General features: G+C 71.2%; 15 protein-coding genes. 2 read left to right on the forward strand and 13 right to left on the reverse strand.

Going from position 1 to position 20,550, the window contains the following annotated elements; all coding sequences use genetic code 11:
- Positions 1–54: 54 nt before the first annotated feature.
- Positions 55–1,389: an ABC transporter substrate-binding protein gene (locus ACIRON_RS18915; protein ID WP_402994347.1), complete on the reverse strand. Its 1,335-nt coding sequence runs from the start codon at positions 1,387–1,389 to the stop codon at positions 55–57.
- 282 nt (positions 1,390–1,671) lie between these two features.
- Between ACIRON_RS18915 and ACIRON_RS18920 the strand changes: the two genes are divergently transcribed.
- Positions 1,672–4,437: a glycosyl hydrolase family 95 catalytic domain-containing protein gene (locus ACIRON_RS18920; protein WP_402994349.1), complete on the forward strand. Its 2,766-nt coding sequence runs from the start codon at positions 1,672–1,674 to the stop codon at positions 4,435–4,437.
- Positions 4,438–4,441: 4 nt separating this feature from the next.
- Here the strand turns inward: ACIRON_RS18920 and ACIRON_RS18925 are convergent, their stop codons facing one another.
- The 12 genes from ACIRON_RS18925 to ACIRON_RS18980 form a co-directional block, all read right to left on the reverse strand.
- On the reverse strand, positions 4,442–5,452 hold the full coding sequence (locus tag ACIRON_RS18925; RefSeq protein ID WP_402994351.1) for a LacI family DNA-binding transcriptional regulator: 1,011 nt from the start codon (positions 5,450–5,452) through the stop codon (positions 4,442–4,444).
- Between the two features lie 76 nt (positions 5,453–5,528).
- Entirely contained in the window at positions 5,529–6,698 is a 1,170-nt protein-coding gene (locus tag ACIRON_RS18930; RefSeq protein ID WP_402994353.1) for a CaiB/BaiF CoA transferase family protein, read from the reverse strand.
- 521 nt (positions 6,699–7,219) lie between these two features.
- Entirely contained in the window at positions 7,220–8,722 is a 1,503-nt protein-coding gene (locus ACIRON_RS18935) for an aldehyde dehydrogenase (NADP(+)) (RefSeq protein WP_402994355.1), read from the reverse strand.
- Positions 8,719–9,918: a fumarylacetoacetate hydrolase family protein gene (locus ACIRON_RS18940; RefSeq protein WP_402994357.1), complete on the reverse strand. Its 1,200-nt coding sequence runs from the start codon at positions 9,916–9,918 to the stop codon at positions 8,719–8,721. The genes ACIRON_RS18935 and ACIRON_RS18940 overlap by 4 nt, the downstream gene beginning before the upstream one ends.
- 14 nt (positions 9,919–9,932) lie before the next feature.
- Positions 9,933–10,721 (reverse strand): enoyl-CoA hydratase/isomerase family protein, encoded by a 789-nt coding sequence (locus ACIRON_RS18945; RefSeq protein ID WP_402994359.1) that lies wholly within the window; start codon positions 10,719–10,721, stop codon positions 9,933–9,935.
- A complete protein-coding gene (locus ACIRON_RS18950) occupies positions 10,718–11,857 on the reverse strand; it encodes a hypothetical protein (protein ID WP_402994361.1) in 1,140 nt (379 codons plus the stop codon). Before ACIRON_RS18950 ends, ACIRON_RS18945 begins: the two co-directional genes overlap by 4 nt.
- Complete coding sequence (locus ACIRON_RS18955) at positions 11,854–13,074, reverse strand: CaiB/BaiF CoA transferase family protein (RefSeq protein ID WP_402994363.1); 1,221 nt, start codon at positions 13,072–13,074, stop codon at positions 11,854–11,856. The genes ACIRON_RS18950 and ACIRON_RS18955 overlap by 4 nt, the downstream gene beginning before the upstream one ends.
- A gap of 30 nt (positions 13,075–13,104) precedes the next feature.
- Positions 13,105–14,244: an aldose 1-epimerase family protein gene (locus tag ACIRON_RS18960; RefSeq protein ID WP_402994366.1), complete on the reverse strand. Its 1,140-nt coding sequence runs from the start codon at positions 14,242–14,244 to the stop codon at positions 13,105–13,107.
- Positions 14,241–15,002, reverse strand: coding sequence for an SDR family NAD(P)-dependent oxidoreductase (locus ACIRON_RS18965; protein WP_402994368.1), 762 nt, complete (start codon positions 15,000–15,002; stop codon positions 14,241–14,243). Before ACIRON_RS18965 ends, ACIRON_RS18960 begins: the two co-directional genes overlap by 4 nt.
- Before the next feature lie 30 nt (positions 15,003–15,032).
- Entirely contained in the window at positions 15,033–16,211 is a 1,179-nt protein-coding gene (locus ACIRON_RS18970) for a mandelate racemase/muconate lactonizing enzyme family protein (protein WP_402994370.1), read from the reverse strand.
- Between the two features lie 160 nt (positions 16,212–16,371).
- Positions 16,372–18,225 carry a YhgE/Pip family protein gene (locus tag ACIRON_RS18975; RefSeq protein WP_402994372.1) on the reverse strand — a complete coding sequence of 618 codons (1,854 nt, stop codon included), beginning with the start codon at positions 18,223–18,225 and terminating at the stop codon, positions 16,372–16,374.
- Positions 18,222–18,875: a hypothetical protein gene (locus ACIRON_RS18980; RefSeq protein WP_402994374.1), complete on the reverse strand. Its 654-nt coding sequence runs from the start codon at positions 18,873–18,875 to the stop codon at positions 18,222–18,224. The genes ACIRON_RS18975 and ACIRON_RS18980 overlap by 4 nt, the downstream gene beginning before the upstream one ends.
- Before the next feature lie 205 nt (positions 18,876–19,080).
- On the opposite strand from ACIRON_RS18980, the gene ACIRON_RS18985 reads away from it, so the two are divergent.
- Positions 19,081–20,544 (forward strand): MFS transporter, encoded by a 1,464-nt coding sequence (locus tag ACIRON_RS18985; protein ID WP_402994376.1) that lies wholly within the window; start codon positions 19,081–19,083, stop codon positions 20,542–20,544.
- Positions 20,545–20,550 lie beyond the last annotated feature (6 nt).

A 20,550-nucleotide genomic window follows, 5' to 3' on the forward strand; every position in this document is an offset into this window, starting at 1 on the left:
ATGGCATCCCTTCGGCCCGGACGCTCCGGGCCGAAGGGACTCGTGCGCGGCCGGCTATTCGACCGTGTAGCCCATCGCCTTCGCCTGGCTGACCAGCTCCTCCCCGAAGGACGTCCAGGCCTGGTCGACGTCGCCTCCCGAGGCAAGAGCGGCGGCCATGGTCTCGGTCCACACCGCTCCGGTGTTGTAGAGCATGTAGGCGTGGCCGTCGACGACGTGGTCGTTGGCCTTCTTCATCGCCTCGAACGTGGCCTCGTTGTCGGCGAAGTAGTTCGCCTTGGCCTGCTTCTCCGCCCACGCGTCCTGCACGGGACCGTACGCCGGCAGACCGGTGGAGAGCTCGACCTGCCACCTCGGGTCGGTGGCGACGAACTCGGCGAAGGTCAGCGTGTTCTCGAGCTGCTTGCCCGTGATGTGGTTCGAGACGCCCCAGAGGCCCCCGCCCTCGTTGCCGGTGGAGGGCTCGCTCTCACCGTCCCACGCGAGAGGCTCCACGGCGGTCATCTCACCGGCCGGGATCTTCCAGGTCTGGTTGAAGAGGTAGTCCCCCCACCATGCGGCACCGGGGCTCATGACCAGGTCCTTGCCGACCTTGGCCGCGTCCGGGTCGAAGATGCCGACGGTCGAGAGAGCCTTGCCGCCCAGCATCGTGTCGATCAGGTCCACCGCCCGGGTGCACTTCGCGTCCGAGGTGTCGATGTGGACCACGGTCTCGGACTGTCGGTCGTTGGTCGGGCAGCCCGACCCCCACAGGTAGCGGTCGGGGGCGTACGCGTCGCCGGTGAAGCCGCTGATCTTGCCCGGGTGCTCCGCGGCGATCTTGACGGCCAGGTCGCCGTACTCCTCCCAGGTCTTCGGCACCTCGTAGCCGTTGGCGTCGAAGAAGGCCTTGTTGTACCAGAACACGTCGGGTGCCGCGTCGTTGCGCAGGCACCGGACCTGGCCGTCGATCTCGCAGGCGGCGTTGATCGATCCCTCGTAGCCGTCGAGCACGTCGGGCAGCTGGTCGCTCAGGTCGAGCGTGTAGTCGATCTGCGCACCGGAGGCCCAGGCGATGTCGTCGTTCGAGGGGAAGAAGATGGCGTCCGGCCAGCCCTTCCCGGCCTCGTTGAACTGGGCGAACTGCTGCTGGAGAGACTTGCCGCCGACGGTCCCGTCGATCTGGTTGATCTTGATGTCGATGTCGGGGTAGGCCTCTTTGAAGGCGTTCGCCGCGGGCACGCGCGGCGGGTCGACCCAGACGGTGATCGCGCCACCGGAGTCGGTCTTCTCGCCTGCGGCATCGCTCCCCCCGCCGGAGCCACAGGCGGCCAGCGCTGTGGCGGTCAGCAGGGTCACGGCGGCCACCAGGGCGGCCCGGTGACGTGAACCGAGTGGGTTTCGCTTCATGGACATGGCTCCTTCGACGATGTGTCCCGAGCGGATGCACTGTGACGCACAACACGTTTGCTCAAACGTTAGACCGGATCCTCCAGATGGTCAATCGTTTGATTCGTTCTTCTCGCCAGACCACGGAAAGCGCCTTCCATGATCGCCCGTCGGCCTTGACGGACAACCGCCGGGCGCGCCAAAGTGACCGATGTCACTCAAACGATTGAGCAACTCAAACGATTGATCTCACTCAGTGGCCGACACGCTCCCCGACCGGGAGCCGGCTCGGGAAGAAGACGCATGCACCCCACTCGTTCCCTGCTCACCCTGACCACACTTCTCACGATGCTGGCGGCCCTGTTCGCCGCATCCCCAGCGACTGCGGCCGACAGGACGGCCGCGGCGTCGCGAACCACCTCGGCCTGGCTCCACGACGCCCTCCGGGTCGACACCGCCGACCTGCTGTCGCGCTCCGACCTCGTCCTCGCCACGGCACCATGGCGTGCCGACCAGGCCGTGCCACTCGCCAACGGCGAGCTCGGCGCCGGCGTCTGGGCGGCCAACGGCTGGACCGCCCAGCTGAACCGTGGGGACACCTTTCCGGAGCTGAAGTCGGCCGGCCAGCTGGTGCTGCCGGGCCTCTACGACCTCTCCTCCGCCGAGGACTACCGCGGTCGCCTCTCGTTGCACGACGCGACGCTCACCCAACGCGGCAACGGCATGACGGTGCGCAGCTACGTACGCGCCGACGCCGACCAGCTCGTCGTCGAGGTGGAAGGTGCCGACCCCGACAAGCAGCAGACCGCCGAGCTCGGCCTGTGGCAGGGCCGTACGCCGACCGTGTGGGCCCACGGTGACACGGCTGTCGTCGCGGAGACCTTCACCGACGAGTCGAACGGCCGCTCCACCGGGCAGCTGGCCGCGCTGACCGCCCAGGCACGCGACGTGCGGGCCGAGGTCGTCGACGATCTCGGCGTACGGCTGAAGTTCCGCCCGGGTGCCGACGGGAGGTTCCGCATCGTGCTCGGCGTCCCGTCGTGGGCCGGGGAGGACGTGGCCCGCTCGGCGGCCGCTGCCACCCGGCTTCCGTCGAAGCCGCAGCGGAACCACCTCGACGAGTGGCACCGCTACTGGGAGGGCGCGGCGCCCATGCGCCTGGACAGCGCCGACGGATCCGCCCGCTACTTCGAGGCGCTCCGGGCCATGCAGCTCTACGTCGCGAAGGCCTCCAGCGGCGGCGCCGTGCCGGCCAGCCACGGCGGGGTGACCAGCCTCTGGTCCTCGTACCGCGACGACATCCACTGGTCCTCGGACGCGTGGTGGCACTTCAACCTGCGGCAGCCGGTGTGGGCGAATCTGGGCGCCGGCACCGCCGACCAGAACGACCCGTACTTCGACCTCTACCTCGACAGGGTCGAGGAGATGAAGGCGTGGACCCGGAAGAACTGGCCGGAGGCCGACGGGATCTGCGTCCCCGAGTTCCTGGTGTACGACGGCACCGCCGAAGCATGCGTGAGCTCGATGGAGCCCTCGTGGCTCAACCGCATCCTCTCGACCGGGGCCGAGCTGGTCGAGAACGTACGTCTCCAGTCCGACTACACCGGCGACCGGGACCTCCTGCGCCGTGCCTATCCGCTGCTCGAGGGCGTCGCCGAGTTCTACCTCTCGGTTCTGGAGGAGGGCGACGACGGGCGGCTGCACCTGCACCACGTCAACGCGCTGGAGACGCAGTGGGACACGACCGACCCGACACCTGACGTGGCCGGCATGCGCACCATCTTCCCGTTCCTGGCCGAGGTCACCAAGGAGCACGGAGACGTGCGCCTCGCCGAGCAGATCGAGGCGGCGATCCCCCGGCTCCCCGAGCTGCCGACGACGGTCCGCGACGGCAAGGACGTGATCGCCTGGTCCGCGACCGACGAGGAGGACCACAACACCCAGAACCCCGACCTCGAGGCGATCTGGCCGTGGCGAGTGGTCGGCGCGGAGGACCAGATCGCTCACGACACCTTCACCACGCGCGTGTTCGACCAGACCCGGGAGTGGGCCTCGGACGCCCAACAGGCCGCCTGGCTGCACCGTGCCGACGACATGGTCGACCTGCTCGAGCAGGGCACGAGCGACTTCCAGGTGTTCGACAACGGCTTCGCCGCACACAGCAAGAACCACGACCCGCTGCGCGGCGGCGGCTTCTACGACACCTGGAACGCCGTCGTGGCCTCCACGGTCCAGGACGCCCTCGTGCAGGACGACCACGGGACGGTGCGGGTCGCCCCGTCGATCCCGGAGGGGTGGAGCGTCACCGGCACCGTCCAGGTCCCGGGCGGGCACCGGGTCTCCGTCGAGGTGCGGGACGGCGAGCCCACCCTCGTCGGGATCGAGGCCGGGAGCCGTGACCGGCTCACGGTGGCCAACCCGTGGCCCGGTCAGCGGGTCGAGGTGCGGGACGCTCGCGGCCGGCTCGTCGAGCACGGCTCGGGCGACGTCCTCCGCTTCGCCACCACCGAGGGGGCGTCCTACCGGATCACGCCGGCCGGAGCGAGCTATCGCTTCGTCGCGCTCGGTGGCTCGGCGGCGCAGGCCCCGCTGGAGCTGGGCTCCAGGACGTACGGTGTCGCGACGAGCACGCCCCAGGTGGTCAGCGACGCCGTGCGCGTGCTCGCCCCGAGCAAGCTGCGGGCCATGCTGCGCGCGCAGGAGGGCGCGCCGATCTACGCGGATCGCGCGTACGTCGTCGACGACCTGCCTGACGAGCTCGCCGGGACGATCATGGTGAGGGGCGCCAACGACGACTCCAAGGTCGTCTCCGAGCAGTACCTCACCCTGGAGATCGCCGAACCCACCACGGTGTGGGTCGCATTCGACGACCGTGGCGAGGGCGTGTGGTGGCCGCGATGGCTCACCGACGGCGGTTGGACCCGTACGTCGTCGACGCTGGGCACCACCGACCGGCAGATGGTGCTCTTCCGGAAGGAGGTGCCGGCCGGCACGCTCACGCTCGGCGGCAACTCGGGAGTCTCCGGACAGGGCGGATCCAGCTACGTCACGTTCGTACGGGAGCCCTGACCGGTCAGCGCGGCGGTGCGGTGGACTCCCGCACGACGAGCTCGGGGGCGGGGTCGGCGATCATCTCGTCGGCCATCTCCCCGGTCTCGATGCGGCGGACCACGCTGCGTACCGCCGCGCGTCCCATGTCGTAGAACTGCATCTTGACCGCGGTCAGCGGTGGCCAGGTGTTCTCCGCGGTCCAGGAGTCGTGCACGGTGGCCACGGACAGGTCCTCGGGGACCCGGATCCCGTCAGCGCGCGCCGCGGCCAGCAGGCCGACCGCGGCGTTGACGTTGGCGACCACGATCGCGGTCGGCCTCGGGTGCCGCTCCATCAGCCTTCGTAGCGCGGTGCGCCCGTTGTCGGCGGTGTAGCCGACACGGGTCTCGTAGTCCTGTCGGACCGGGAGGCCGGCCCCTGCGAGGGCCTCCTTGTAGCCGACCCGGCGCCTTTTCGCCGTGAACGAGCGGGGCAGGCCGTTGGCGAAGGCGATCCGCTCGTGACCGAGGTCGATGAGGTGCTGGGTGGCGATCCGGGCACCGGTGCGGTCGTCGAGGGCTACCGAGCCGACGTGTCCCGGGTAGGTCGAGTTGATCAGCACGATCGGAGCGCCCGAGGCCAACAGCTCCCCCATCCCCGCCGGCGCGACACCGTCGCCCACCTGGATGACCATGCCGTCCACGCGCCCCTCACCGATGAGCCGGGCGATCATCTCGCCCCCGGGACGTACGTCATCGGCGCGGCCGAGCAGCAGGGTGTAGCCCTTCTCGGCGGCCTCGTCCTCGGCTCCGTGCATGAGCTCGGTGAACAGGGCGTTGGTCAGGTCGGGCACCACCAGGCCGACCACCTGCGTTCGCGCCGACTTGAGCGCGCGACCGGCGAAGTTGGGGCGGTACTGGAGATCCTTGGCCGCTTCCACGATCCGCTTGCGGGTCGCCTCGCTCACCCGCGCCGACGGCGCGTCGCTGAGCACCCGCGAGACAGCGGAGATCGAGACGCCGGCAAGGGCTGCGACATCGCCGAGGGTGGCCATGGGCCGCAGCCTAGCTCTGCCCGGCAGCGGCGTCTTGGGACTCGACTGCTCCGGCGTGGCAGGAGCCGGTCGGCCGTCATCGGCCATGCGCGTCACCCCCGAGCGGATCGGCTCCGAGCGGGTCGGCGCCGTCGCGCAGGATGCCGTGCTCGCCGAGCCGGGGCGCGCCCCGGCGATGGCGGAGGATCTCGCCGTCGACGCGGATGGGGCTCCGGGTGGTCGTCAGGGTCACAGGCGTGCCGCCCGGATCCGGGGCCGAGCGCTCGACCTCCTGGGTCATCTCGAGCGCGGCGAACTCCGGGGAGGCGAGCAGCTCCTCGAGGGTGAGCACCGGTGCGATCCAGGCACCCTCGTGGTCGGTCTGCGCGTCCATCCAGGAGGCTGTGGTGTCGCGGGCCAGGGCGGCGGCGATCCGGTCGCTCACCCGGTCGGGCCGGTCCTCGGCTCCTGCGGCCAGGTCCGCGTCGCCCAAGGCGGTCGCGAGCTCGTCGAGGGGTGCTCCGGCGAGCGCGACGTAGCCGTCCTTCGTGGCGAAGATCCCGCTGGGTGCCGGGGCGGATGTCGACGAGGGGCGAGGTTCGTCGTCGCTCTCGGGGCGGATCAGCAGCGTGGCCTGCAGGTCGAGCATGCCCTCGAGCAGGCTGGTCTCCACCAGCCCACCGCGGCCGGTGCGGGCGCGGCGTACGAGCAGTGCGGTCACGCCTTCGGCGAGGTGGCAGCTCATCAGGTGGTCCGCCAGGGAGAGGCCGATCGTCATCGGCCGGTCCGCGCCGGCGAGCCACGTCGCCCCTGACACCGCCTGGGCCAGGAGGTCCTGGCCGGGCCGTCTCGCCCAGGGCCCGGTGTCGCCGTAGCCCGAGGCGCTCGCGTAGACCAGCGCCGGGTTGAGCTCGCGCACGCTCGCGTAGTCGAGGCCGATGCGTTCCATGACCCCGGGCCGGAAGTTCTCGATGAGTACGTCGGCGCGAGCGACGAGGTCCTTCACCCGATCCAGGTCGTCCGGGTCCTTGAGGTCGGCGACCACCGCCTCCTTGTTGCGGTTCATGGCATGGAACGAGAGCGTGTCCCCGGCCGCCGAGCGACCCGCGAACGCGAGCGTCCGGCCGATCTCGCCGGTGCGGGGCCGCTCGACCTTGATCACCCGCGCGCCCAGATCCGCCAGCCTCAACGCCGCGACGGGGCCCGCCAAGAACTGGCTGAAGTCCAGGACCACGGTCCCGGCGAGAGGCAGATCCTCCGGTTGCATCGCCACTCCCCCTCGCGCGATCAATCGTTTGCGCAAAGCCTACGTCTCAGCCGACGTGGAGAGCAACCCATGTCGAGACGTCACCTACGTCGCGCGAGACGTCAGGCACGCCGGCCGAGACGTCACGTACGTCGGGCGAGACGTCAGGCACGCAGGTCGAGTTGGCACAGCGCTGCCGACTCGGCCTGCGCGGCTGACCTCTCGGCCGAGGTGACCAGGCAAGCAACGCCGAGGCGTCACGTACGTCAGTCGAGGCGTCACGTAAGTCGGCCGAGGCGTCACGCACGTAGGCCGAGCTGACACGGCACTGCCTTCTCGGGCGACGCGAGTGACTTCTCGGGCGACGCGGGTGACTTCTCGGGCGACGCGGGTGACCTCTCGGACGAGGTGACGAGCAAGCAGCGCCGAGGCGTCACGTACGTCGACCGAGTTGGCACAGCGCTGCCGTCTCGGGCGACGCGGGTGACCCCTCGGCCGACGCGGGCGACCTCTCGGCCGACGCGGGTGACGCCTCGGGTGGGTCAGGCGTGCAGGGTGCCGTCGATGCGACGCGGAGTGCCGGTGTGGCCGTCGCGCAGCTCCTCGGGAAGCAGGTGCTCCGGCGCGTCCTGCCACACCAGCGGGCGCAGGAACCGGCGCATGGCGGTGACGCCGACCGAGGTGTGCAGGGTGTTGGTGGACGGCCACGGGCCGCCGTGGTGCTGCGCCCAGGAGACGCGTACGCCGGTGGGGAAGCCGTTGAAGACGAGGCGTCCGGCGAGCGGGGTGACCGCCGCGACGATTCGTCGGGTCAGCGCGGACTCGTCGGGCTCGGAGTGGAGGGACGCGGTGAGGGATCCGGGCACCTGCTTGAGCGCCGCGACGAGGTCGGCCTCGTCGGCGTACCTCACGACGACGGCGGCGGGGCCGAAGCACTCCTCGAGGATCTCCGGAAGCTCCGCCGGGCCGGTCACCAGAAGGCCCGCGGCGGCCCATGCGGGCTCGCTCTGCTCCTGCGCGGTCACGGCGGAGGCGACGCCGGGCGTCGACGCGAGGCGGCCGAGGATCTCGCGGTAGGAGCTCGCGATGCCGATGTTGAGCAACGGCTGTGCGATCGACTCGGCCAGGATCGCGGCCAGCTCCTCGACGAGCCGGTCGCCGGCCTCCCCGGCCGGCACGAACACCAGTCCCGGCTTGGTGCACAGCTGCCCGCCCGACCCGGTGATCGAGGCGGCGAGGCCCTGGGCGATGGCCGCCCCGCGAGCCGCGGCGGCACCGAGAGTGACCACGAGCGGGTTGAGGCTGCCGAGCTCGCCGTAGAACGGGATCGGCTCGGGGCGGGCGTTGACCAGGTCGAGCAGCGCCCGTCCACCGGCGGGCGAGCCCGTGAAGCCGACCGCCTTGACGAGCGGGTGCACGACGAGGGAGGCGCCGGCCTCGCGACCGTGGACCAGACCGATCGTCCCGGGCGGCAGCCCGAGGTCCTCGACCGTGGCACGCAGTGCGTCGAAGGCGAGCTGGGAGGTCAGCGGGTGCGACTCGTGCGCCTTGACCACGACCGGGCACCCGGCCGCGACCGCGGAGGCGGTGTCGCCACCCGGCACCGAGAAGGCGAGCGGGAAGTTGCTGGCCCCGAACACGGCGACCGGGCCGAGAGGCACGAGCATCCGGCGTACGTCGGGGGCAGGGCCCAGCGGCGTCTGACCTGCGTGGTCGATCGCGGCCTCGAGGAAGCTGCCCTCACGGACGGCCTCGGCGAAGAGACGCAGCTGGAAGATGGTGCGGCCGACCTCGCCCTCCAGCCGGGGCCGGGCCAGCCCGGTCTCCGACATCGCGGTCTCGACGAGCCCGTCGCGACCCCCATCGAGCCGGTCGGCCATCGCCTCGAGCAGGCGGGCGCGGCCCCCACGACCCAGCGCTGCCAGGGCCGTCAAGGCGGCCTCCGCCTCCCTGACGATCCGGTCGACCTCCTCGGTGGTGGTGGCTTGCAGCTCGGTCGGGATCTCCTCGCCTGTGGCGGGGTTGTGGGAGTACAGGACGGTCACAGCAGGTTCCTTCCGGCGAGGTTGCGCATCAGGTCGGCGACGCCGAAGTCCCACGGCGCGCACTCCTCGCTCGCCCGGACGCGGTTGACGAGGGTGCCGAGCTCGGGTGCGGAGATCCGGACGACGTCGCCCGAGTGGTGGGTGAACCCCATGCCGGGCTCGTCCCGGTCATCGGAGGGCGCGAACATGGTGCCGAGGAGCAGCACAGCCCCGTCGGGGTACTGATGGTGCGGGCCGATCAGCTGGCCGACCAGATCCGCAGGATCGCGGCTGATCGCGCGCATCGAGGAGGTGCCCAGCATCTCGAAGCCGTCCTCGCCGCGCACCTCGAGCGAGACCGTCATGGCGCGCACGTGGTCGAGGGTGAAGCCGTCGTCGAAGAGGCGTACGAACGGGCCGACGGCACAGGCGGCGTTGTTGTCCTTGGCCTTGGGCAGCAGAAGCGCCGAGCGGCCCTCGACGTCGCGCAGGTTGACGTCGTTGCCCAAGGTGGCCCCGACGATCCGGCCGTCGGAGGCGACGACCAGAGCCACCTCCGGCTCGGGGTTGTTCCAGCGCGACGCGGCCAGCACCCCGACCTCGGTCGCGGTGCCGACCGCGGACAGCGGCTGGGCCTTGGTGAAGATCTCCGCGTCGGGCCCGATACCGACCTCGAGGTACTGGCTCCACATGCCGCGCTCGCGCAGCACCTCCTTGAGCCGCAGCGCCTCCGGCGAACCGGGGACCAGCTCGTCGAGCCCACCGCCGATCGCCGCGGTGATCTCGGCCCGCACGGTGGCCGCGGCGTCGGCCTCACCCCCAGCACGCTCCTCGATGAGCCGCTCCAGCATCGAGACCACGAAGGTCACCCCGGCGGCCTTGACCGCCTGCAGGTCGACCGGCGCGAGCAGCCAGGGGCGGGTGGCGTCGCGGCCCTCCGGCGGTGTGTTGGCGAGCAGATCGGCCACCGTGGCCAGCGGTTCGCCGGGCACGTCGGCCACCGCGGCGGCGGGGTCGATCTGCTCGCAGAGGTCGCGCACCGTCGCGTACCTCCCGCTCACGTCGTACGCAGCGCCGTCCCGCACGACGACGACGCTCGGGCCACCTGCCGCCGGGTCCCAGACGCGCCCCACGAGCGTGGGGACGGCGCCATCGGCGGGTCGGGCGGCGGGCAGGGTGGCGGCCAGATCGGGCCCCCAGTCGGTGGTGGCGGTCATCGGTGGTCCTCCGGTCAGGCTCGTACGAATCGGGGTGCCCGCTTCTCGGCGAACGCGGCGCGGCCCTCGGCGGCGTCGGCGGTCGCGAAGCAGACGGTCTGGATGTCGCGCTCGTAGGTGACCGCCTGCTCCAGAGGCATGTTGGCGGCGGCGGCGAGGTTGGCCTTGGCGGTCTCGACCGCGATCGGGGCCCGGCTCGCGATCGCCTCGGCGAGTTCGAGGGCTCGCGGGAGAAGCGCCGCGGGCTCGTGCAGCTCGCTGACCAGACCCCAGGCGAGCGCCTGCCGCGCGTCGATCGGGTCGCCGGTCATCAGCATGATCGCGGCGTTGCTGGGTCCGATCGAGCGGTCGAGCAGCGCGGACATCCCACCGCCGCCGATCCAGCCGAGCTTCACCTCGGCGGCGGCGAGCTTCGCGGTGGTCGACGCCAGCCGGATGTCGCAGATCAGCGCGGTCTCCAGGCCTCCGCCGAGGGCGTACCCGTTGATCGCGGCGATGACCGGCTTGCGCAGCACCTTGAGCGAGTCGCAGTAGTCCTCCCGGTTGCGGAAGGCCCACGGGGTGGCGTACTTGTCGAGCTCGGCGATGTCCGAGCCCGCGCAGAAGGCGCGGTCCCCGGCGCCGGTGAGCACCACGACCCGCACCTCGTCGGCCTCGTTGCACCAGCGCGCCAGCGCGACGAGCGCGTCGGACATCTCCTGGGTGACGGCGTTGAGCTTGGCGGGCCGGTTGAGGGTGATCACGCCGATGTGGCCGCGCTGCTCGAACAGCACCTCCGGGCAGGTCGACTCGGGTGCGGTCATCGGGCAGCTCCTTCCGGATTCGTGCGGCCGAGGGCGGCCAGGTGGCGATCGTCGATCCGACCGAGCGCGGCCGCGATGCTGATCGAGCCGGCCAGGGCCTCGCGTACGACCTCGGCGGCCTCGGTCTGGAACCTCACGTATCCCGGATGACGAGGCCGGACCCACGCTTGCTCGACCGTCGCCAGGGTGCCGCGGTAGAAGTCGCCGACCGGCTCGTTCACCGCCGGCGAGGTCCACGCGGAGCGTGCCGACGGCTGGCCTGCGTGCGCCGGGATGAAGCCCTGCTGCACCGGCCCCGACATGAGATGGCGTACGTGGTCGAGCAGCTCAGGCGTGGCCTGGCACCGTGCGGTGAGGGCCAGGCCGGTCCCGCCGAGGGTGGAGCCGGGACGCGTGCCGGGGGCCAGCATGGGCGCGTCGGTGAAGCGCACCCGACGTGCGAGCGTGGTGTCGGCATAGGTGACGTAGCCGTAGACGAGCGGCACGTGGGCGATCGTGTCGCCCTCGGTCATCTCGGCGAGCAGTCCGATCGGGTCGAGATCCAGGGTGTGGCGCGGCGCCCGCGAAGCCAGGTCGGCCATCAGCTCGAGTGCCTGGCGTCCGACCTCGCCGGAGACGAAACGCCGCGCGCCTCCGGGCTCCTCCCCCAGCGCGACGCAGATCGAGGAGAACGTCAGCAGGGCGTGCGGCCCCGCGAGCGACAGCGCGACGGGTGCCCGGCGGGACAGCGTGGCTACGTCCGACCACAGTCGCGGCGCCCTGTCCACCAGGTCGGCGCGGGTGGCGGCGACCTGCGTCGCGGCGTCGAGGGGCACCGCCCACAGCAGCCCGTCCATGACGTACGACGCCAGACTGGGACCGGCGGCCGCATCCGCCCACGCCGCAACCTGTTCGTGGCCCACGAGGTCGTCGAACGGCTGCAGGCAGCCATGTGCGAGGGCGTCGCCGAGGTGCGGGTGGTCGAGGACGACGAGGTCGTAGCGGGCGGCGATCTCCTCGATCGGGGTGGACTCGAAGCCGCTGAGCGGGTGGACGTCCCAGGTCAGGTCCAGGTCGCTCGCCTCGGCCGCCGCGACCAGAGCGTCCCGGCCGCGCGGGTGGTCCCAGGTCAGGCCTCGGAAGGTCGGCCGGCTCATGCGACCGGCTGGTCGGGGCTGGTCTCGGCGACCACGCCGTCGGCGGCCAGTGCCGCGATCTCCTCGTCGGTGAAGCCGGCCTCCGCGAGCAGCTCGCCGGTGTGCTCCCCGACCAGTGGAGCGCCCCGGTCGATCGCGGCGGGCGTGCGGGAGAAGGCGTACGGGAACCCGGGGGTCGTGACCCGGCCCTCGGTGGGGTGGTCGTACTCTACGAAGGTTCCGTTGTGCTTGATCTGCGGATCCTCGACCAGGGCCGCGTAGTCCTGGACCGGGCCGCACCAGATGCCGGCCGCGCCGAGGGCGTCGAGCCATTCGGCCGTCGTACGCAGCACCAGCCTGTCCGCGGTGCGGCGGTGGACCTCGTCCCGATGGGTCCAGCCGTGCACCTCCGAGCTCATCTCGGCGAACGCGGGCTCGTCGATGACCTTGCCCAGTGTCGGCAGGTCGGGCATGGCGAGGGCGAGGAAGCCGTCGGCCGTCTTGAACGTGCCGTAGGGCGCCCGGATGTAGACGTGCGCGTGCGGCTCCGCGCTGCGCTGCTGAGGCACCTTGCCGGCCACGAACACCGACAGCTCCTGCATCTGCAAGGTGGTGATCGCGTCCAGCATGTTCACCTTCACCAGCTGTCCCTCGCCCGTACGCTCGCGGTGGAGCAGCGCTGCCAGGACCGCCTCGAACGCGGTGGACGCGGTGACGGCGTCGACGAGGTACTGCCCCGCCGGCTGCGGCGGCTCGCCGTGGCGACCGGTCGAGAGCATCGCGCCGCTGCGGGCCTGCAGCAGCAGGTCCTGCCCGGGCTGGTCGACGTCGGGGCCGTCCTCGCCGTAGCCGGACATCGAGACGTAGACGAGGCGCGGGTTGATCGCCGAGAGGGTCGCGTAGTCGACGCCGAGGCGCTCGGCCACGCCAGGCCGATAGTTCTGTAGAAAAACATCTGCGCTCTCAACCATCCGCAACAGAACGTTCTTGCCGGCAACGTTCTTGAGATCAACGGCCAGCGAGCGCTTGTTGCGGTTGAGCGAGAGGAACGAGACGTTGATCCGGTTGCCCTGCGCGCCACCGGCCGCGGCGTGGCGCTGCCACTCGCCGGTGACCGGCTCGACCTTGACGACGTCGGCGCCGAGGTCGCCCAGCCGCTGCGCGGCGAACGGGCCGGCCATGGCGATCGAGCAGTCGAGGACGCGGTAGCCCTCGAGGATGCGGGGTGTGGAGGTCATCGGTTCTTCCTTGCGTCGGTGGGTGGCGGATCAGTCGGGCTGGTCGCCGAGCGCGCGGATCGCGGCCCGGGACGCCCGGACGGCATCCGCGCCGTCGAGCACGCGGATCGTGGTGGAGTAGCTGCGCGAGTCGCCGTGCTCGAGCCAGGTCATCGACCCGTCCTCACGGGCGGCGGCGTCGCCGGCGACCGCATGCGTCGACGGCTCCAGCCCGATGGCGTACTGACCGCTGCGGAGGTTCTGCCACTCGAAGAAGTGCGGCATCGTGGCGGAGTCCCACGAAACCTCCACCCCGAGAGCTTCGTCGCCGCGGACCAGCGCGACCCGGTGGCGCCCGTCGCCCTCGGCGACCAGCGTGTGCTCGTGGACCTGCTCGACGAACCGCGGCTGCGGCTCGGGAAGGGTGCGGTAGGAGACGCCCTGCTCGGCGACCGAGTCGGAGCGCCACGGCGTCTCGCTGATCGCCGCGACGAACTCGGTGCCCGCATCGACCAGCGGCCAGCCGAAGTTGAGGTGGTAGAGGAACATGTGCGGCGTCGGGTCGAAGCCGAGGTTGTCGACGACGTCGTGGAGACGGATGTCGAGACCGTCGAAGTCGACCTCGATCGTGCGGGTCAGGCGCAGGCGCTCACCGAAGGACGTCGCCTGGACGACCTCTCCCCGCACCCGCAGCACACACCGGTCGCCGTCCCACACCTCGCCGGCCTCGAGCAACCGGCCAGGGATCGCGGTGAGCCGGCCGTGCAGGCCGTGGTTGACCGTCTGCTTGGGCGGATAGTTGTACGCCGAAGCATCCACGTCACCACCGAAGAGCGTGTGGTCGAGGCCGCCGGAGACGAGCAGCCCGTCGAGGGCACGCAGCCAGGACAGACCGCCCTCGTCGTGGTGCTCGTGCAGGCCAGGATGGCGGAAGCCGTTGCCGCTTCGCCACCCGAAGGGAACGCCCCGGAGCCGGGCCGCGCCGAGGTCGAGCGCGCGGTCGACCAGCACCTCGAGCTCCAGCCCGGCCGAGGTGCGCAGCTGCACCGCACGGACGCCGCGCTCGGAGCCGTTGTCGAGGACGACCTGCCGCACTCCGGCGACGGACTCGGTGTCGCCGGTGCGCTCGCGCAGCGCGCGCGGGGTGAGTCGGTGCCCGAAGATGTCCAGGCCGCTGTCGAGATCGCTCATTGCATGTTCCATCCGCCGTCGACGTTCAGGGTCTGCCCGGTCATGAAGGACGCGTCCGGCCCGACCAGGAAGGCGACGACAGCCGCCAGCTCGTCGGGGCGACCACGCCGCTTGAAGGCCTGGTGGTCCAGCACGTGGGCCGTATAGGCCTCGGGATCCTCGTGGATCTCCTCGGCCTTGGTCGGGAAGGCACCCGGGGCGACCGCGTTCACCCGGATGCCGTGCGGACCGAGCTCGCGCGCGAGCGCACGGGTCAGCGCCACCGCCGCTCCCTTGGTCGAGACATAGCTGGCGAGCTTGTCCCAGCCACCGCTGAAGGTGATCGAGCCGACGTTGACGATCGAGCCGTTCCCCCGCGGCGCCATCAGCCGGGCCGCCGCCTGGGCGGCCACGAAGTAGGCCCGCTGGTTGACCGCCACCACGTCGTCGTACTCGGTGACCGCGATGTCGAGGAACGGCGTGGCCGGATAGATCGCGGCGTTGTTGAGCAGCACCTCCAGCGGCCCCAGCTCGCGCTCGGCCTGCTCGAGGGCAGCGACGACGGCGGAAGCGTCGCGGACGTCGGTCGGCAGGGTGACCTGCCGGGCTCCGGTCGCCTCGACCTCGGCGGCCGTGGTGGTCAGCGCATCACCTGCCAGGTCGAGCAGGGCGAGCGAGAAGCCCTCCTGCCCGAGGCGTACGGCGCTGGCGCGGCCGAGCGAGCCACCCGCTCCGGTCACCACGGCGCAACCGCGGGTCTGCATGGTCCGGGACGTCATCTGACTGGTCCTTTCGTGGGGTCGAGCGGGTCAACGTGGGGAGGCACCCGGGGAGCGCGGGTGGAGGGACGGCTTGCGCACGAGCCTGCGACCGGCCCTCTCCGGGCGTACGTGGGGGCCGCCGTGGCGACCCCAGTCGGCGGCCTCGTTCATGCGCTCGATCGCGGCCTCGTCGACGACCAGGCCGAGACCGGGCAGGTCGCCGAGCACCAGGTGCCCGTCCTCGATCTCCTGGTCGGACGCGATGCCGAAGGGCAGATGCAGGTCCTGCACCTCCAGCGAGAGGTGGTTGGGAACGACCGTGGCCGCGTGGGCGACGGGGTTGGCGTTGTAGCCCACCGGGCTCATCGGCAGGTCGAAGGCGAGCGCGAGGGCGGCCACGCGCAGGAAGTGGGTGATCCCCCAGACGCTGCCGGTCTGCACGATGTCGACCGCGTTGGCCTGCAGCAGCGGCCGGAACTGCTCGAGTCCGGTGAGGTTCTCGCCGGTCGCGACGGCCGCACGCACCGACTGGGAGACACGGGTCAGGCCGTCGACGTCCCACCGGCGCACTGGCTCCTCGACCCAGGCGAGGTCGACCGACTCCTCGAGGCGGCCGATGTGACGTACCGCCTCCTTGCGTGACCAGGACTCGTTGGCGTCGAGCATCAGCGCGGGCGCGGCGCCCGTCCGGTCATGGAAGACGTCGCTCACCAGGTGGAGGCGCCGCAGGTCGGCTTCGACGTCCAGGCCGCCCTTGATCTTGACGGCGGTGAAGCCGTGGTCGGCGAACCGGGTCTGGAGCTCGGCCAGCTCGTCGTCGGTCAGCGGCCCGTCCAGACCGGAGGCGTACGCCGGCACGATCCGGTCGCGCCCGCCGAGCAGACGCCACAACGGCTGGCCGGCGGCCTTGGCCTTGAGGTCCCACAGCGCCATGTCGAGTGCGCCGATCGCCCCGAACACCGCGCCTCCGTGCCCGGACTTGAAGACCCACGACAGCATCCGGTCGTAGAGCGCCTGCACGGCGCGCGGGTCCTCGCCCTCCAGGGCCGGGAAGACGACGTCGAGCCCCTGATGGTGGCCCAGGCCGATGCCTTCCAGTCCGGAGTCGGTGGTGAGCACGACGATCGGGACCGCCGTCTTGCCCGACCCGACGGCGCCGTTGACGTCGCCGATGGGACGTCCCCAGTCGTGCACCGTCGTCAGCGTGCGATAGCCCGTGATGCGCATGGTTTCGTCGGCCCCTTAGCCCTCGGCCGCGGCGGTGACGCCGTCGATGGTCTGCTTCCGGAGGTCGCCACCACCTTCGTGGTGACCACCTGTCGAAATCATCAGACATCATTTGTCTGTTGTCAACCGTCGGTTGTCTGCCGCCGAGCCACGGCGCGCCTCAGAGGACGATCTCGGGCCTCACCCGTTTGGGCGTCCAGACCCGCTGCCGGCGGGCGCCGTGGCTGGTCAGCAGCAGCGCCCCGACGAGGAAGGCGGCCAGGACGAGGGCGTCCGCGACGACGCGCCCCGAGAGACCGCCGTACATCAGCTGGCGCAGCCCGTCGACGGCGTAGCTCATCGGCAGTACGTGGTGGAGCGGGTGCAGAGGCCCGGGGATCGTCTGCCAGGGGAAGGTGCCGCCGGCGGTGACGAGCTGGACGACCATCAGGACCAGGCCGAGGAACTGGCCCGGCGCCCCGAGGAGCGCGTTGAGCATGTGCACGATCGCGATGAAGGTCGCAGAGATCAGCAGCAGGAATCCCAACGTCCCCAGCCAGTTCACCGGGGTGATCTCGACGGCGAGACCGACGACCACGAGCACGACGACCATCTGCGCGACACCGATCAGCGCCGGCGTGATCCAGCCACCCAGGGCGATCCGGAGCGGCGTCTGGTTGGCGGCCAGCGCGCGGGTCGAGATCGGGCGGACGAGCAGGAACAGGACGTACCCGCCGATCCACGCGCCCAGGGCGAGGAAGAACGGTGCCAGCCCGGCACCGTAGGAGGATGCCTTCGCCTCGGAGACCGAGTCGATGGCGACCGGGTCGGCGATCGTCGAGGCGATCTGGTCACGCAGCTCCTCGTCGGTGGCCGGCGCCTGCGCGACGCCGTCCTTCAACCCCTTCTTCAGGTCGCCGGCGCCGGTGGCGAGCTCGGCGGCACCATCGCGCAGCTTGGTCGCGCCGGTGCTGAGCTCGCCGGCGCCGTCGGCGGCCGTGGAGATCCCGGCGACCAGATCGGGCATCGCAGAGGCCAGCTTCTCGTTGCCGTCGGCGACCTGGTCCGCGCCGGTGGCGAGCTGGTTCAGCTGGTCGGAGACGTCGCCGACGCGCTGGTCGACGCGGTCGAGCGGGGCGGAGCCGCGGTCGTAGATGGCGAGGATGTCGGCTCGCTGCTGCTGGTCGAGCCCCTCGGCCTCGAGCCGGGCGTCGAGGTCGTCGCGGGTCGAGTCATAGGCGGTCACGGCGTCGTCGACGGCGGTCGCCGCACGCTGCCCGGTGGCGGCGATCTGGTCGTTCCCATCGGCGACCTTGCGGGCGCCGGTGGCGAGCTCGCGCGTCTGGGCGGGCAGGTCGGCGACCTTGCTCTCGATGGTGTTGAGGCCGTCCTCGAGGTCGCCGGCCCCGGTGGCCAGCTTCCCGGCGCCGTCGCGCAGCGTGCCCGCACCCTTCTCCAGCTTCGCGGCGCCGTCGGCGGCCTTCACCAGACCCGAGCGGAGATCGGAGATGCCGAGCAGGAAGTTGGCCGCGGCCTGCTCGGAGACCTCGCTGGCGATGGCGTCGCGGACCTTGTCGGTGACGTTGGTCGCGATCGTGGTCGACAGGTAGGAGTTGGCGTCGTTGGTGATGACCTGGATCTGCGCCTGCTTCGGGTCGAGCCGCTCCGCGCCGGTCAGCGTCCGCGAGAACCCCTCCGGGATCCGCAGGGCGAAGTAGTAGTCGCCCTGCCGGATGTCCTCCTCCGCCGTGGCCGCGGAGACCTCCGACCAGTCGAAGTCGCCCGACTTCAGGAGCTTGTCGGCGACATCGCGCCCGGCGTCGATCTTCGTGCCGTCGGTCGTCGTGGCCCCGGTGTCCTCCACGATGAGAGCCGCCGGGAGCTCATCGAAGTGAGCGTACGGATCGTGGTTGGCGTAGAGGTAGAGCCCGGCGTAGAGCGTGGGGACGAGGACGAGCGCCACGATGACGAGCTTCGCCAGCCGTCCGGCCGTGATCCGGCGCAGCTCGGTCAGGGCGATACGCAGCGAGTTCATGCTTCCTCCGTCGGACCGATGGTGAACGTACGCACGCCGGCAGGCATCGCGACCGCAGGGCTCGCGGTGACCAGGACACCGGGCCGGCTCTCGGAACCGGCGAGGTCCTCGGCGATGTCCAGCCACCGTGCGACCGGCAGGCCGAGGCGCTCGGGGTAGGTGAGGACGAGGTGGCGGGTGCCCGGCCGCAGCAGCGCCATCCGCGCGAGGATCTCCAGGCGGGGTCCCGGCGGGACCGCCTCCGTGGTGATGCCGGTCCCGAGGTCGTACTCCCCCAGCCAGCGGTCGATGGCCGCAGCGCTCGGCCTGTGCTTCGCCATGGCGAGCTCCTCGCCGAGGATCGTGCGGAACGGCACCATCTCGTCGGGTTCGGAGACCCCTGGCACATCGACGAGCGCCACCGCGGCCTGCAGAGCCCGAGGCGACGCGTCACCGTCCAGCTCGACCCTGCCCGCATCCAGCCGGAGCCGCCCGGCGAGGGCCAGCGCCAACGACGTGTGCCCGCCTCCCGGCGGCCCCACAGCCACCGCAACCTCTCCACCGCGCAGCGTCAACGAGGTGGTCGGAAGCAGGTCCCGAGCCCCCTGCCGAACACGTACGCCGAGGGCTCGCAGCCGCGCGCCCTCCTCTTCGACCCCGTCTTCGCTCATGAGCCAAACCCTGTCACCAGTTCCGGACTTCGACCGGCAGGCACGGCGACCGGAAACCGCGTCTGCAGCGAGCAGACCCCAGCAAACCAACCCTTGCGACGCAGGTCACATCTACTTATGATCATGCGACACAGTCAGATGATCAGGTTCGAACCATCTCGGGACAGCGCCCCCTCGGCCCAGCCCAAATGAGAACGGATTCGACATGACACAGCCCCAACGAGCGCCTCAGCTCGCGCCCCCATCGCGCCCCCACGCCAACAAGCGGGCGCTCATCGCCATCGGCGCCATCCTGGTCGTCCTGACCAACGCGGTCGTCTTCGTGCTTCCGCCCCTGCTGCCGGTCATCCAGGCGCAGTACGGGCTCGACACGGTCGCCGAGACCACCTGGCTCTACACCGCGCTCACCCTGGGCGGCGGAGCAGGCTTCGTCCTGCTCCCCCGCGTCGCCGACATCCACGGTGACCGCAACGCGGCCGTGGTCGCTTCGGCCTTCCTGACCTGCGGCGCCCTCATCCCCGCCATCGGGGACACCTACCTGACGCTCGTGGTCGGCTGCGCCGTCATGGGAGTCGGTGGCGCGGCCCAGCTCCTGCCGCTCGGCTTCCTACGCCGCAACCTCGGCGAGAGCGGTCTCGCCATCGGCGTCGCCGTCCTGGTCATCGCGACCGGGATCGGCATCGTCGTCGGCATGATCGGCGGTGGCCTGACGGTCGAGAACCTGTCCATCCAGGGCTTCTTCGTCACCCTCACCGTCGCAGCGGCCGCGACGACGGTCATCTCGTTCGCGGCCATCCCGCACACCCCTCCGGCCGAGGCCTCGGGCCACATCGGCATCCTCGGCACGGTGTGGCTGATCGGCTGGGTCGCGGCCATCCTGCTGTCGATGACCCAGGGGCTCGTCTGGGGCGGCGCGGCGCTCATCCCGCTGGGCATCGGTGTCGTCGCCGGCATCGCCTGGGTACGCGTGGAGCGCCGCTCCACCAAAGCCGTGTTCGACGCGACCGTCCTCAAGTCCCGCTTCGTCGTCACCGCATCGCTGTGCATCGGTCTCTTCGCCGCCGTGAACGCCGCGTTCCTGCTCCTGATGAGCACCTACACCCAGGTGCCGCCCGAGGCGCTGCCCGTCCCCGAGGCGTACGGCCTCGGGCTCTCCGCGCTCCAGACCGGCATCCTGATGCTTCCGTTCGCCGCGACGTTCCTGGTCGGCAGCGTCCTGGCCGACGGACCGGTCTCTCGTGGCAGCGGCGGCAACGTCCTGATCACGGGCGCCCTCGTCTGCGTGGCCGGCTTCGCCTGGCTGGCCCTGGCCCACGATCGGCAGTGGCACTACCTCGTGGGCGCGGGCGTCATCGGCCTCGGCTGCGCGATCGGCTACGCCGCGGGCTTCACCCTCGTCCAGATGGCCGCTCCCGAGGCGAAGGCCGGCATGGCCTCCGGGATGGCCGGCACCTGCATGGCGATCGGCTTCGCCTTCGGCACCGCCATCGTGGCCGGTGTGCTCAGCGTGAGCGTCGTCGAGATCCCCGGCACGACGATGGAGGTCGCCACCGAGAATCTCTACGCACCGGGGTACTGGACCGCCGCCGTCCTCTCCGCCCTCATCCCCGTCACCGTGCTGCTCTCGCGCGCCCGGGCGCGCCGGCGTACCGAGCTCGCGATCGGCTGAGGACGT

It is taken from the genome of Nocardioides sp. NPDC101246 (genome assembly GCF_044767415.1).
Taxonomy (GTDB): domain Bacteria; phylum Actinomycetota; class Actinomycetes; order Propionibacteriales; family Nocardioidaceae; genus Nocardioides.

Bases quoted from the DNA above. Each gene is read 5' to 3' on its own strand.
- ACIRON_RS18915 (WP_402994347.1), bottom strand. From the start codon at position 1,389: ATGAAGCGAAACCCACTCGGTTCACGTCACCGGGCCGCCCTGGTGGCC.
- ACIRON_RS18920 (WP_402994349.1), top strand. From the start codon at position 1,672: ATGCACCCCACTCGTTCCCTGCTCACCCTGACCACACTTCTCACGATG.
- ACIRON_RS18925 (WP_402994351.1), bottom strand. From the start codon at position 5,452: ATGGCCACCCTCGGCGATGTCGCAGCCCTTGCCGGCGTCTCGATCTCC.
- ACIRON_RS18930 (WP_402994353.1), bottom strand. From the start codon at position 6,698: ATGCAACCGGAGGATCTGCCTCTCGCCGGGACCGTGGTCCTGGACTTC.
- ACIRON_RS18940 (WP_402994357.1), bottom strand. From the start codon at position 9,918: ATGACCGCCACCACCGACTGGGGGCCCGATCTGGCCGCCACCCTGCCC.
- ACIRON_RS18945 (WP_402994359.1), bottom strand. From the start codon at position 10,721: ATGACCGCACCCGAGTCGACCTGCCCGGAGGTGCTGTTCGAGCAGCGC.
- ACIRON_RS18950 (WP_402994361.1), bottom strand. From the start codon at position 11,857: ATGAGCCGGCCGACCTTCCGAGGCCTGACCTGGGACCACCCGCGCGGC.
- ACIRON_RS18955 (WP_402994363.1), bottom strand. From the start codon at position 13,074: ATGACCTCCACACCCCGCATCCTCGAGGGCTACCGCGTCCTCGACTGC.
- ACIRON_RS18960 (WP_402994366.1), bottom strand. From the start codon at position 14,244: ATGAGCGATCTCGACAGCGGCCTGGACATCTTCGGGCACCGACTCACC.
- ACIRON_RS18965 (WP_402994368.1), bottom strand. From the start codon at position 15,002: ATGACGTCCCGGACCATGCAGACCCGCGGTTGCGCCGTGGTGACCGGA.
- ACIRON_RS18970 (WP_402994370.1), bottom strand. From the start codon at position 16,211: ATGCGCATCACGGGCTATCGCACGCTGACGACGGTGCACGACTGGGGA.
- ACIRON_RS18975 (WP_402994372.1), bottom strand. From the start codon at position 18,225: ATGAACTCGCTGCGTATCGCCCTGACCGAGCTGCGCCGGATCACGGCC.
- ACIRON_RS18980 (WP_402994374.1), bottom strand. From the start codon at position 18,875: ATGAGCGAAGACGGGGTCGAAGAGGAGGGCGCGCGGCTGCGAGCCCTC.
- ACIRON_RS18985 (WP_402994376.1), top strand. From the start codon at position 19,081: ATGACACAGCCCCAACGAGCGCCTCAGCTCGCGCCCCCATCGCGCCCC.